The 13,670-nt window shown below is 59.3% G+C and carries 9 protein-coding genes; 4 read left to right on the top strand and 5 right to left on the bottom strand.

Going from position 1 to position 13,670, the window contains the following annotated elements; all coding sequences use genetic code 11:
* Positions 1 to 3 precede the first annotated feature (3 nt).
* The 4 genes from truB to BLR69_RS16920 all read left to right on the top strand — a co-directional run bounded on the left by truB (position 4) and on the right by BLR69_RS16920 (position 4,523).
* Positions 4 to 921, top strand: a complete 918-nt coding sequence (gene truB, locus BLR69_RS16935) for a tRNA pseudouridine(55) synthase TruB (RefSeq protein ID WP_016976825.1) — start codon at positions 4 to 6, stop codon at positions 919 to 921.
* Positions 922 to 1,036: 115 nt separating this feature from the next.
* On the top strand, positions 1,037 to 1,306 hold the full coding sequence (gene rpsO / locus BLR69_RS16930; protein WP_003177875.1) for a 30S ribosomal protein S15: 270 nt from the start codon (positions 1,037 to 1,039) through the stop codon (positions 1,304 to 1,306).
* A 194-nt stretch (positions 1,307 to 1,500) separates the two neighbouring features.
* Positions 1,501 to 3,606, top strand: a complete 2,106-nt coding sequence (gene pnp, locus BLR69_RS16925) for a polyribonucleotide nucleotidyltransferase (protein ID WP_071493560.1) — start codon at positions 1,501 to 1,503, stop codon at positions 3,604 to 3,606.
* Positions 3,607 to 3,902: 296 nt separating this feature from the next.
* Complete coding sequence (locus tag BLR69_RS16920) at positions 3,903 to 4,523, top strand: BON domain-containing protein (protein ID WP_071493559.1); 621 nt, start codon at positions 3,903 to 3,905, stop codon at positions 4,521 to 4,523.
* 293 nt (positions 4,524 to 4,816) lie between these two features.
* Here the strand turns inward: BLR69_RS16920 and BLR69_RS16915 are convergent, their stop codons facing one another.
* The 5 genes from BLR69_RS16915 to pgi all read right to left on the bottom strand — a co-directional run bounded on the left by BLR69_RS16915 (position 4,817) and on the right by pgi (position 13,492).
* A complete protein-coding gene (locus BLR69_RS16915) occupies positions 4,817 to 7,735 on the bottom strand; it encodes a DUF748 domain-containing protein (protein ID WP_071493558.1) in 2,919 nt (972 codons plus the stop codon).
* An 88-nt stretch (positions 7,736 to 7,823) separates the two neighbouring features.
* The gene (locus BLR69_RS16910) at positions 7,824 to 8,840 is read right to left on the bottom strand and encodes a class I SAM-dependent rRNA methyltransferase (protein ID WP_071493557.1); all 1,017 of its coding nucleotides are present in this window, start codon (positions 8,838 to 8,840) and stop codon (positions 7,824 to 7,826) included.
* Positions 8,841 to 8,897: 57 nt separating this feature from the next.
* A complete protein-coding gene (locus BLR69_RS16905; protein WP_071493556.1) occupies positions 8,898 to 9,767 on the bottom strand; it encodes an oxygenase MpaB family protein in 870 nt (289 codons plus the stop codon).
* A gap of 17 nt (positions 9,768 to 9,784) precedes the next feature.
* Entirely contained in the window at positions 9,785 to 11,722 is a 1,938-nt protein-coding gene (acs, locus tag BLR69_RS16900) for an acetate--CoA ligase (protein WP_071493555.1), read from the bottom strand.
* 105 nt (positions 11,723 to 11,827) lie between these two features.
* Positions 11,828 to 13,492 carry a glucose-6-phosphate isomerase gene (pgi, locus tag BLR69_RS16895; RefSeq protein WP_071493554.1) on the bottom strand — a complete coding sequence of 555 codons (1,665 nt, stop codon included), beginning with the start codon at positions 13,490 to 13,492 and terminating at the stop codon, positions 11,828 to 11,830.
* Between the last annotated feature and the right edge of the window lie 178 nt (positions 13,493 to 13,670).

Genomic DNA, 13,670 nt, shown 5'->3' with positions numbered 1-13,670 from the left:
GCGGTGGCTCAGGTCAAACGTATCCGTCGCAACGTCAGCGGCATCATTCTGCTCGACAAGCCCATTGGCTTTACCTCCAATGCCGCGTTGCAGAAGGTCCGCTGGCTGCTCAATGCCGAAAAGGCCGGGCACACCGGCAGCCTCGACCCCCTGGCCACCGGCGTGTTGCCGCTGTGCTTTGGCGAGGCCACCAAGTTCTCCCAATACCTGCTCGATTCCGACAAGGGTTACGAAACCCTGATGCAATTGGGCAAGACCACCACCACGGCCGACGCCGAAGGTGACGTTTTGCAGGTTCGCGACGTGACCGTTGGTCGTGCTGATATCGAAGCTGCTTTACCCGGTTTTCGTGGGCAAATCAGTCAGATACCGCCGATGTACTCGGCGCTCAAGCGTGATGGGCAACCGCTTTACAAGCTGGCACGTGCGGGCGAAGTAGTGGAGCGCGAACCGCGTTCTGTTACTATTGCGCGCTTGGAATTACTCGCCTGTGAAGGCGACACCGCCCGCTTGGCCGTGGACTGCAGCAAAGGCACCTATATCCGTACCCTGGTGGAAGATATTGGTGAAAAGCTCGGTTGCGGCGCGTACGTTGCAGAACTACGACGCACCCAGGCCGGTCCTTTCAGTCTGGCCCAGACGGTCACGTTGGAAGAGTTGGAAGCGGTGCATGCCGAAGGCGGCAATGAAGCAGTTGATCGCTTCCTGATGCCATCGGACAGCGGTTTGCTCGATTGGCCATTGCTGCACTTCTCGGAGCACAGCGCGTTCTACTGGCTCAACGGCCAGCCGGTACGCGCTCCGGATGCCCCGAAGTTCGGCATGGTGCGAGTACAGGATCATAACGGTCGCTTTATCGGTATCGGTGAAGTGAGCGAAGACGGGCGTATAGCGCCACGTCGACTGATTCGGTCAGAATGACCGAACGAGTGTGGCTGTTAACAGGCACGGTCAACACTCATTTTTAGATACAGGGATTTGTCCCTGGCCTGTTGAAACTGCCCTTTGGGTGGTTTCCTGAAAAAAGGATTGCCTCATGGCTCTCGACGTTCAAGAAAAAGCACAAATCGTTGCTGACTATCAGCAAGCTGTTGGTGACACTGGTTCGCCAGAAGTGCAAGTTGCACTGCTGACCCACAACATCAACAAGCTGCAAGGTCACTTCAAGGCCAACGGTAAAGATCACCACTCGCGTCGTGGTCTGATCCGCATGGTAAACCAGCGCCGTAAGCTGCTGGACTACCTGAAAGGCAAGGATCTGGGTCGTTATCAGACTCTGATCGGTCGCCTGGGTCTGCGTCGCTAATAAGCGATTGCGCTAGAGGTTGGTTGTCTGCCGTGTGCCAGTGGGATTCCCGCAGGCCCATGGCAGGCTCCCAGCCTCAAGTTTTATCTGGATACACGTTTTACCCTGGACGAGCGTCGGGCCGATTCCCGGCATTGCCCAAGAATTTCGCAAGAAGACAAGTTCCCCAAGAGCCACAAAGAAGGTAGGACACCGTGAACCCGGTTATCAAAAAATTCCAGTTCGGTCAGTCGACCGTTACCCTCGAGACAGGCCGTATCGCCCGTCAAGCCTCCGGCGCAGTGCTGGTTACCGTTGATGACGACGTTACCGTACTGGTGACCGTTGTTGGCGCCAAGACCGCTGACCCGAGCAAAGGCTTCTTCCCTCTGTCCGTTCACTACCAGGAAAAGACTTACGCTGCCGGTAAGATCCCTGGCGGTTTCTTCAAGCGCGAAGGCCGTCCTTCCGAGAAAGAAACCCTGACTTCCCGACTGATCGACCGTCCGATCCGTCCGCTGTTCCCAGAAGGCTTCATGAACGAAGTGCAGGTTGTCTGCACCGTCGTTTCCACCAGCAAGAAGACCGATCCGGACATCGCTGCGATGATCGGTACCTCGGCCGCCCTGGCTATCTCCGGTATTCCTTTCGATGGCCCGATCGGCGCTGCCCGCGTTGCATTCCACGAAAGCACCGGCTACCTGCTGAACCCGACTTACGAGCAACTGAAAGCATCGAGCCTGGACATGGTCGTTGCCGGTACTTCGGAAGCCGTGCTGATGGTTGAATCGGAAGCCAAAGAGCTGACCGAAGACCAGATGCTGGGTGCGGTACTGTTTGCTCACGACGAGTTCCAGTCCGTGATCAACGCGGTTAAAGAACTGGCTGCCGAAGCTGCCAAACCAACTTGGGCCTGGGCTCCACAGGCTGAAGCCACCGAACTGCTGGGCGCTATCCGCTCCGAGTTCGGTGCTGCCATCTCCGACGCCTACACCATCACCGTCAAGGCCGATCGTTACGCTCGCCTGGGCGAGCTGAAGGACCAGGTTGTGGCCAAGCTGTCCGGTGAAGAAGGCCAGCCTTCCTCCAGCGAAGTAAAAGCGGCGTTCGGCGAAATCGAATACCGCACCGTTCGCGAAAACATCGTTAACGGCAAGCCACGTATCGACGGTCGCGACACTCGCACCGTTCGTCCGCTGAACATCGAAGTCGGCGTTCTGCCGAAGACTCACGGTTCGGCCCTGTTCACCCGTGGTGAAACTCAGGCCCTGGTAGTCGCGACCCTGGGTACCGCCCGTGACGCACAGCTGCTGGACACCCTGGAAGGCGAGAAAAAAGACCCGTTCATGCTGCACTACAACTTCCCTCCGTTTTCGGTGGGCGAGTGTGGTCGCATGGGTGGCGCTGGTCGTCGCGAAATCGGTCACGGCCGTCTGGCCCGCCGTTCGGTCCAGGCCATGCTGCCTGCCGCTGACGTGTTCCCGTACACCATCCGTGTCGTGTCGGAAATCACCGAATCCAACGGTTCCAGCTCCATGGCTTCCGTTTGCGGTGCGTCCCTGGCACTGATGGACGCCGGTGTGCCGATGAAGGCGCCGGTTGCCGGTATCGCCATGGGCCTGGTTAAAGAAGGCGAGAAGTTCGCCATCCTGACCGACATCCTGGGCGACGAAGACCACCTGGGCGACATGGACTTCAAGGTAGCCGGTACCGCCAAAGGTGTGACCGCGCTGCAGATGGACATCAAGATCAAGGGCATCACCGAAGAGATCATGGAAATCGCCCTGGGCCAAGCCCTGGAAGCGCGCCTGAACATCCTCGGCCAGATGAACCAGATCATTGGTCAGTCCCGTACCGAACTGTCGGAAAATGCTCCGACCATGATCGCGATGAAAATCGACACCGACAAAATCCGTGATGTTATCGGTAAAGGCGGCGCGACCATCCGTGCGATCTGCGAAGAGACCAAGGCGTCGATCGACATCGAAGACGACGGCTCGATCAAGATTTTCGGCGAAACCAAGGAAGCGGCTGAAGCAGCACGTCAGCGCGTCCTGGGCATCACTGCCGAGGCCGAGATCGGCAAGATCTATGTCGGTAAGGTTGAGCGCATCGTCGACTTCGGCGCATTCGTGAACATCCTGCCGGGCAAAGACGGTCTGGTGCACATCTCCATGCTGAGCGACGCTCGCGTTGAGAAAGTCACCGACATTCTGAAGGAAGGCCAGGAAGTGGAAGTGTTGGTACTGGACGTGGACAACCGCGGCCGTATCAAGCTGTCCATCAAGGACGTAGCAGCAGCCAAGGCTTCGGGCGTTTAATCACCCCCAGGTTTCACGCTGAAAAAAAGGACTCTTCGGAGTCCTTTTTTTATGGCAGCAGGAAAGTACCTAAAAATCAGGCGCTTAATGCAAAGCAAAAGCCGCAACTTGCATGCAGGCTCAGCCGGCATCATGCAAGTTGCACGAATCCGGATTTTCAGGTTTTTTATAACTCATTGTTTATAAAGGATTTAATTGCTTGTGCGGACTTGGCACACTGCCTGCAATAACCCTGTTAACGCTGCAGCATCAAGGTTTACACACTGCAGACTTTCAATAAAACAGGAGTTACTCGTATGAAGAAGTTCGCTCTCGCTACTGCTACCGCTCTGACCCTGGCCATGGGTGCTAACGTGGCCTTTGCCCAGACTTCCCAAGCTCCAATGACCTTGGCCGCCGGTGAAGTCACCAAGGCTAAAGAAACCACTTCGGACACTTGGATCACTACCAAAGTCAAAGCTGACCTGCTGACCGAGAAAGGTATTCCTGGTTCGGACATCAAGGTAGAAACCAACAAAGGCGTGGTTTCCCTGTCCTCGACCGTTGCGATCTCCGATTCGCAAAAAGCCACTGCTGTAGCCATCACCAAGAAAATCAAAGGTGTAACTGCCGTTTCTGCTGACGGCCTGATGGCTGGCGGCGCTACCAAGGCTGACAACATCGACAAAACCAAAAGCGCAGCGGCTGGTGCCAAAGAGTCCACTTCGGACACCTGGATCACCACCAAAGTAAAAGCTGACCTGGTTACCGAGAAAGGCATTCCTGGTACCGACATCAAAGTCGAAACCAACAAAGGCGTAGTGTCCCTGTCTTCGACCGCACCGGTTACTGAAGCTCAGAAAACTACCGCGGTGAACATCACCAAGAAAATCAAAGGCGTTAAAGCTGTATCGGCCGATGGTCTGAAAGCAGAGTAACGCATCGTTTTCGTCTGAACTGGACGGCGGCGGCTAAGGGTGAGTTAGATATCCACCCAAATGCACCTCTGGAGTTCATGCGACCGACCACACGGATGTGGTCATTACAGGCCCCGGCATTTATGTCGGGGCCTGTTCTATTATGGGTTGGAATACATGGGAAGGGCAGATGAAAATAAAGTGTGGGAGCGGGCTTGCCCGCGAATGCGGTAGATCAGTCAATGCATCCGGTGACTGACACTCCGCTTTCGCGAGCAAGCCCGCTCCCACATTTGGATAGTGTTGCTCAGACGTTACTCGGCATCCAGATGCATTGGCGTAACCACCCGGCCATCTTTCTCAGCCTGGCCCAGGTTGGCATCGATGAAGTACACCCGATCATCTTCCAGCTGCCCCTTATCCACCAGGTAGTCCTTGATGGTGCTGGCGCGGTCCTGACCGAGTTGGCGCAGCAGCACGTCGCTGCCACTCCAGAACTTGATCACGCCGTCGCGCAATTTCGCGCTGCGGTCATCGCTGCTCAGGTCCTTCCATTCGGCAGGCGGTTGTTGTTTCAGGCGGGTGCGGTAGATGCCTTCCAGCAATGGCGCTTTTTCCTTCTCGGGTACGACAAGTAACGACGCCTGGGCGGGTACTTTGTCGCCACGACGTTGAAGAATCTTGTAGTAGTTGTACTGGTATTCGCGCTCCAGCCGCTGGGCGGCAAGGAATGGCCCATCGCTGCTGGCCGCCGCTGTGCCTTCGATTTCCAGGCGCAGGGTAGGGCGTTCCTTAAGTGCTTTAGCCAGCGTGTTCAGGGCGCCTTCCGCATCTTTGTTCAACTCGCTGGAGCCTGCAGCGAACGACACATTGCCGAGATCTTCCGAGCCGCCGCCCGTCACCAGCCCACCGATAAACTTGAAGGGCGCCGTTGCCGCGCGCACTACCAGGTTACGCAGGGTCTGCCAGACGATCGGCATCACACTGAATTGCGGGTTGTTCAAGTCACCGGTGACCGGCAGTTCGATGGAGATCTTGCCGTCACTGTCCTTGAGCAGCGCGATGGCCAGGCGAATCGGCAAGTCCACGGCATCGGCGCTGTCGACTTTCTCGCCCAGTTGCAGTTGCTCAACCACCACTTTGTTCTCGGCCTTCAACTGGCCCTTGGTGATCACGTAGTGCAGGTCGAGGTTCAGGCGGCCCTTGCGGATACGGAAGCCGGCGAACTTGCCGGAATAAGGCGTCAGGGTGGTCAGTTCGACACGTTTGAAGCTGGTCGCAATGTCCAGCGCCGCCATCGGGTCGAACGGGTTCACGCTGCCCTTGATGGTTACTGGTGCATAGCGATCAACCTTGCCCTTGATGTCGACGCTGGCCGGTTTGGCCTGGCGACTGTCGATGGTGCCGATCTGCCCGTTGAGCTGTTGAATCGCGGTGGCGAAGTTGGGTGTGAGGCTGAAGTCGGCAAAATTGGCCGAGCCGTCATTGATCGCAATTTGCCCGATACGAATACCCAAGGGTTTGTCCTTGCTGGCGGGCTTGGGACCTTTGTCGGGCGCTTGCGGAATCAGCAGGTCATCAACGTTGGTGGTGCGGTCATCGTTGATCATGAAGCGCGCATACGGCTGCAGCAGGTTGACCTTGTCGATCGACAGGCTGTCGCCGTGCTGGTAGTTCACGCCTTCAAGCACCAGGCGCTGCCATTTGAGGAAGTCGCGGGTCTTGAGGGTGTCCAGGGTGTGCAATTGGTCGACCTGCGCACGGCCGGTGACCTGAAGCTTCAGAGGATCAGTGCTTTTCAGGTTCACATCCAGATTGCTGCCGAGCATGCCGCTGCGCAGTTCCAGGCGGATGAACGGGCTGATGTAGGACTGGGCCACCCGCAGGTCGATGTCCTGGGTGTTCACTTTCAGCTTGGCACTGACCGGGTTGAGGTTGACCTCGCCGGTCGCCTGGAGCTTGCCTTGCTTGCCCACGCCGCTGTCGAGCTTCAAGGTAAACGGGCTCTGGTTGAGGCTGTCGAAGTTCTGTACGTCGACGTTCAGCGGGCCGAGTTCCAGCGCTACCGCCGGCTTGGCCTGGCGGTCAGCCAGGTGCACCTGATAGTTACGCAGTTGCACGTCCTTGAGCAGAACTTGCCAGGGTTTGCTGGGCGCGGCAGGTTCGGCTTTTGGCGAGTCGGCGGTGGCGGGTGCGTTTTTCGGTTCCGGCGCCTTGGCCGGTTTGCTCGGCTGGCTGGCGAACAGTTTCTGCCAGTCCAGTTGCCCGTCGGCCTCAAGGGCCGCCCAGGTTTCCAGTTTGTTGCTGCGGATCTTGCCGACCACCACTTGCTGCTTGGCCAGGTCCACGGTGGTTTCGCTGACGTCCAGGCGTTCCAGGCGTACCAATGGGCGGCCGTCCGGTGCCTTGATGGCAAAGGGCGCGATGCTGGCGGCGGTGTTGGTCAGGTTCAGCTCGGTCTCTTTGGCCAGGCTGAACTTGTATTCGGTACTGAAGTTGAGCACGCCGTCTTCAAGCACCAGTGGCAGTGCATCACGTACATAGGGCCACCAGGCTTTCATCTTGCCGTTGGTGACTTTCAACGTACCTTCGGAGGTGATCGGCACCAGGCTGAAATTGCCTTTCCAGTCGATCTGCCCACCTGCCGGGCCGGCTGCGACCAGGGTCATGTCGGCATTATCTTCAGGCAGGGTGCTGAGGTTTTTCAGCTCGAAGTCGAGTGTGTCGTAGAGGAACTCGATGGGCTCGCTGGGACGCAAGTCTTCGAAGTGCACATAGCCGCTAGCCAGCTTGATGCTGTCAATACGCAACGGGAAGGGTTTGGCATCAGGATTGGCCGGTGTTGGCTCGCTGGGCGGCAGCTTGAACAACTGCGCCAGGTTGAGTTGGCCGGACTTGTCGAACAGCAATTCGGTCTTGGGCTTGTCCAGCTGTACGTCGGCCAGGTGCAGGGCACGGGTCCAGAGGCTGTCGATCTGCAGGTTGGCGTAGAGGCGTTCGAACCCGACCTGTTCCTTGCCGGGCTCACCGATCTTCAGGCCCCACAGGGTCAACTCCAGGCTGAACGGGTTGAGCTCGATTCGCTCGATCCGTGCCGGCACCGTGGCGTAATTGGCCAACTGTTGGTTGGCGATGCGAAGGGCGATGCCGGGGAGAATCAAAAAGCCCAGCAAGCTGTACAGGGCAAGTGCGGTCAACAAGGCGCCAGCGGCGCGAATCAATCCTTTGGGCATGGGGCGGCGCCATCTATGTCAAACAGGAGTGCCTTGGAGTATGGCACGGGTTTTCGGTTCCGAAGAGCAAGGGCCTTTGAGAAACCTCTTACAGCTGAAGTATCAGGGTTTTCAGGGGCGGTTGCTGATCCTGGGATGGGAAGTCCGCTCCAGGCGTCATGATTTGCCAGTCACGCACCGGGCGCCCGACTTTTTCTGCACAACGCAGTACCTGTTCGCGCCAATCCTCCATGCTGACTTTCGCCAGGTTGTTGCAGCAGATCAGCACGCCATTGTCGGCAGTCGCCAGTAGTGCAGGCTTGAGCAGGCTCTGGTAGTCGCGCAGCAGGTCGACGGTGCCGAATGCGCTCTTGGCCCAGGCCGGTGGATCCAGCAGCACCAGGTCGTATTGACGTTGCTCCAGGCGCGGATAACTCGGCAGCTTTTGCCCACGACGCTGGGTGATCGGCAGACCCGCCAATTGACGAATCGCTGGGAAGTAGTCGGACTGTACGAACTCCATGTTCGGCAATTGCGGGTTCAGCAAACCGTTTTCGCGACCCACCGCTAGGTTGCCCTCGGCGAAGTCCAGGTTGCACACCTCGCGGGCGCCACCGGCGGCGGCGCTCAGGCCCACGCCGCAGGTGTAGGCGAACAGGTTGAGCACGCTTTTGCCGGCGCTGTGGGCCTTGACCCAGCCCCGGGTGTTACGCAGGTCGAGGAACAGCAGCGGGTCCTGCCCGGCATGCCGCCCACGTACGCGGTAACTGAGGCCCCACTCGTGGCCAACCAGGTCCTCCAGTGCGGCGGGTTCGGCGCGATACACCGTGTCTTCGCGGTCGATGCGCGAATTGCCACGGGCGCGATCGTTGTACACCAGCAACAACTCCAGGCCCATGTACTGGTTGACCTGTTGATGCAGGTCCAGCAGGTCGGCAGTTTCCAGGGATTGGTGGAAGCTCTGCACCAGCAATTGCGGACCGTAGCGGTCGATGGTCAGGCCGCCGGCGCCTTCCTGGCTGCCATGGAACAGCCGGTAACAGTCGGTGCCTTGGGCATGCAGTTCGCTGATCAGGTCTTGACGATGATCGAGGGCGGCGCGCAGCGCCTGATTCAGGGAAGACATGGAGCGCGCCTTGCTGGGAAATTGAGGGCGCGAAGTTTAACAGCTATGCGCCGTCACCTACATCAACCCCATCCGGCGATGGGCGCGTTGCACCGAACCATTGCGCATCGCCCAGCGCAACATCGGCGCACTGCGTTTGACGCCGGCACGGATCATCTGGCGTTGCAGCGGGCTCTGGTACTGGTCGAGCATGGCGCTGGCCCAGTCCGGCAGCAGGTCGATCCCGGCGCGCATCATCAAGCTGCCAAATGGCTTGGCCAGCACGCTGGGTGAGGGGGCATTCAGCAGTAAGCGCAATACTTCACGGCTGCGATCGTCGCACAGCAATTGCGGGCGGATGCGTGTCAGATAATCCGAAACTTCCTGCCGAGAGCGCGGAACATGCCGTGCACCCAGCCGTTCAGCGACCAAGGCAATTTCACTGTAGTAACGGTCCTGGTCGCGGCCGGACAGGTGCGGGTTGCGGTAACGCAAGTGGGCGGCCAGGAAGTTACTGACCTCCGCCACATGCACCCAGGTCAGCAGCTCCGGGTCGCTGGCCGCATAAGGGCGACCATCCGGCGCGTGGCCGACCACCTGCAGGTGAATGGTGCGGACTTTTTCGATCAGCCATTCGGCGTCTTTGCGCGAGCCGAACGTCGTACCCGAAATGAACTGCGAGGTACGCCGCAAGCGCCCGAGCATGTCCTGGCGAAAGTTCGAGTGGTCCCACACGCCCGCCAGGGCCAGTGGGTGCAAGGCTTGCAGCATCAAGGCGCTGATGCCGCCGATAAGCATGCTGCTGAAGTCGCCATGTACTTGCCAACTCACCGAGTCGGGCCCGAACAGGCCTGGGTCGCCCTTGGGGTTTTCCAGGTCCAGTTGGCCCAGCGACAGGCCGGTCAGGCTCATCAGTTGGGTTTCGATACGGCTGCGGATAAATTCCATGGCGACTCAAGGGTTTCCTATCGGTTCAGGCGCTTGTCGATCAAGCCGTCCACCACGCTCGGATCGGCCAGGGTCGAGGTGTCACCCAGGCTGTCCAGCTCGTTGCAGGCGATCTTGCGCAAAATCCTGCGCATGATCTTGCCGGAACGGGTTTTCGGCAAGGCCGGAGCCCATTGGATCAGTTCCGGCTTGGCGAAGCTGCCAATTTCCTTGCTGACCAGGTCCAGCAGGTGTTTTTTTAACGCATCGCTGGGTTCCACGCCATTCATGGGGGTGACAAAGGCATAGATGCCCTGGCCTTTGACATCATGGGGGTAGCCCACCACGGCGGCCTCGGCCACCTGGTCGTGCAGTACCAGGGCGCTTTCCACCTCGGCAGTGCCGATGCGATGACCGGACACGTTGATCACATCGTCGATGCGCCCGGTGATCCAGAAGTCGCCGTCCTCATCGCGGCGTGCGCCGTCACCGGTGAAGTAGTAGCCGGGGTAGGGTTTGAAGTAGGTGTCGACCATGCGCTGCGGATCGCCGTACACACTGCGGATCTGCCCTGGCCAGCTGGCTTTGATCGCCAGTACGCCACTGCCGGCGCCGCTGAATTCCTTGCCTTGTTCATCGAGGAGTACCGGCTGTACGCCAAACATCGGCTGCGTCGCGCACCCAGGCTTGATGCGCTGCGCACTGACCAGTGGGCTGAGCATGATGCCGCCGGTCTCGGTCTGCCACCAGGTATCCACAATCGGGCAGCGCTGTTCGCCCACGGCATTGAAGTACCAGTCCCAGGCCTCCGGGTTGATCGGTTCGCCGACACTGCCCAGCAGGCGCAGGCTGGCGCGGGAGGTATTTTCCAGCGGGCCATGGCCTTCGCGCATCAGCGCGCGCAGGGCGGTGGGCGCGGTGTAGAAGATGTTGACCTGGTGCTTGTCGATCACCTGCCAGAAGCGCGAACTGTCCGGGTAGCTCGGCACGCCTTCGAACATCAGCGAGGTCGCGCCATTGGCCAGCGGGCCGTACACGATGTAACTGTGGCCGGTGACCCAGCCCACATCGGCGGTGCACCAGAACACTTCGCCGTCGCGGTAATCGAGCACGTACTTGAAGGTCATCGCCGTTTGCAGCAGGTAGCCGCCGGTGGTGTGCAGCACGCCCTTGGGTTTGCCGGTGCTGCCGGAGGTGTAGAGGATGAACAGCGGGTCTTCGGCGTCCATCGGCTCGGGCGGGCAGTCGTCGCTGGCGGCGTCCAGGGCTTGTTGATACTTGAGGTCGCGGCCTTCGCTCCAGTTAACGGTCGCTCCGGTGCGTTCCACTACCAGTACCGTAGTCACATTCGGGCAACTGGCCAGGGCCTTGTCGACATTCTGCTTCAGCGCCACCGGCTTGCCGCCGCGCACGCCTTCGTCAGCGGTGATCACCGTGCGGCAGTCGGCGTCGAGAATACGGTCGCGCAAGGCGTCCGGCGAGAAACCACCAAATACCACGGAGTGCACCGCGCCAATCCGCGTGCAGGCGAGCATGGCGTAGGCGGCCTCCGGGATCATCGGCATGTAGATGCACACGCGGTCGCCTTTCTTAACGCCACGGCTTTTCAGCACATTGGCCAGGCGGCTAACGTTCTGGTGCAGTTGGCGGTAGGTGATTTTGGAAGATTTTGTCGGATCATCGCCTTCCCAGATGAAGGCCGGCTGATCGGCGCGTTGCGCCAGGTGACGGTCGATGCAGTTGTAGCTGACGTTCAACTGGCCACCGGCAAACCATTGGGCGGCGCCGGTGTGGATGTCTGAGCGTTGAACAGTGTGCCAGGGGGTTATCCAGTCGAGAAAGCGTTTGGCCTGTTCAGCCCAGAAGGTGTCCGGCTGATCGATGGATTGGCGGTAGAGGCGCTGATAGTCCTCTTGACTGAGTTGCGCAGCCCGGCGGACGGCATCGGCGGTGGGGAACGTGCTGATATCGAACATGAGCGATCCTTATTCTTGTTTTAGCCACAAGTCATAAAGATGCACCCTGAAGGGGGAGGGTTCAAGGCCAACGTCCAATTGGACGTTGGCCTCGAAAAACCTCGATCAGCCGCGGTGACGACCGCGGAAGTAGTTGATCAGGCCCTGGGTCGAAGCGTCCTCGGCCGAGGTTTCTTCGGCGCCGGTCAGGCGGTTGTAGACGCCCTTGCCCAGCTCCTTGCCCAGTTCCACACCCCATTGGTCGAAGGCGTTGATACCCCAGATCACGCTCTGTACGAACACTTTGTGCTCGTACATGGCCACCAGGGCGCCCAGGCGACGCGGGCTGATGCGTTCAACCACAATGGTGTTGCTCGGACGGTTGCCCGGAATCACCTTGTGCGGTGCCAGCTTCTGCACTTCGTCTTCCGGGATGCCTTTGTCGCGCAGCTCGGCTTCCGCTTCAGCGCGGGTCTTGCCGAGCATCAGTGCCTGGCTTTGGGACAGGCAGTTGGCGTACAGCCATTGGTGGTGGTCGGACACCGGGTTGAAGCTGACGATCGGCACAATGAAGTCGGCCGGGATCAGTTGGGTCCCCTGGTGCAGCAACTGGTGGTAAGCGTGCTGGCCGTTGCAACCCACGCCACCCCAGATCACCGGACCGGTGTCGGTGGCGACGGGCGTACCGTCCTGGCGCACGCTCTTTCCGTTGGATTCCATGTCCAGCTGTTGCAAGTGTTTGGTGATGTTACGCAGGTAGTGGTCGTACGGCAGGATCGCGTGGCTCTGCGCACCCCAGAAGTTGCCGTACCACACGCCCAGCAGGCCGAGCAGCACCGGCATGTTCTGTTCGAATGGGGCGTTCTGGAAATGCTGGTCCATGGTGTAGGCGCCGGACAGCAGCTCCTTGAAGTTGGACATGCCGATGGCCAGGGCGATTGGCAAGCCGATGGCCGACCACAGCGAGTAACGACCGCCGACCCAATCCCACATCGGGAAGATGTTTTCTTCGCGGATACCGAAGGCCACGGCCGCCGCGTTGTTGCTCGACACGGCGATGAAGTGGCGGTACAGCTCGGCTTCCGAGCCACCCTGGGCCAGGTACCAGGCGCGGGCTGCCTGGGCGTTCTTCAGGGTTTCCAGGGTGTTGAAGGATTTCGACGAGACGATGAACAGCGTGGTCTCGGCGCGCAGCTTCATGGTCAGCTCGTGGAACTCGCTGCCGTCGATGTTCGCCAGGTAGTGGCAGCGCACGCCTTTGTGGGCGTAGGACAACAGCGCCTCGGAGACCAGCTCCGGGCCGAGGAACGAACCACCGATACCGATGTTCACCACGTCGGTGATCGGCTTCTCGGTGTAGCCACGCCACAGGCCGTCATGGATGCGGCCGACCAGGTCGGTGATCTGGTTCAGCACCTTGTGCACGTCCGGCATGATATTCACGCCGTTGACCGACAGCTTGTCACCCACCGGGCGGCGCAGGGCGGTGTGCAGCGCCGGGCGGCCTTCGGACGAGTTGACCGGTTCGCCTTTGTACAGCGCGTCGATCGCGTCCTTGAGGTGGACCTCTTTGGCGAGGTTTACCAGCAGGTCACGGGTTTCGCTGGTGATCAGGTTTTTCGAGTAATCGAGGAAAAGTCCGCAGCTGCTCAAGGTGAACTGGGAAAAACGCTGAGGATCGGCATTGAACGCTTCGCGCATGCTGAAATCCTGCATGGCTTGGCGATGTTGATTGAGCGCTTGCCAGGCGGGCAGAGCGGTAACGTCATGAGGGGTGCGGTAGTACGCCATCGCTGCGGGTTTCCTTTTATTACGGGGACTGCCTTTAGGACACTTCTTTGCCCGGAACATCCAGTCTTAGATCAAACAATGGGTTCCGGACAGCGCTAACCATAGCGCAGGGCGATTACATTAAACCTAGCGTGTCGATATGTCTTGGCTTTGTCTGCGCTCATGCCGGTACTTTTTT

The sequence above is a fragment of the Pseudomonas azotoformans genome, from assembly GCF_900103345.1.
Classification (GTDB): Bacteria; Pseudomonadota; Gammaproteobacteria; order Pseudomonadales; family Pseudomonadaceae; genus Aquipseudomonas; species Aquipseudomonas azotoformans.
This window is presented reverse-complemented; position numbering and strand designations above follow the sequence as displayed.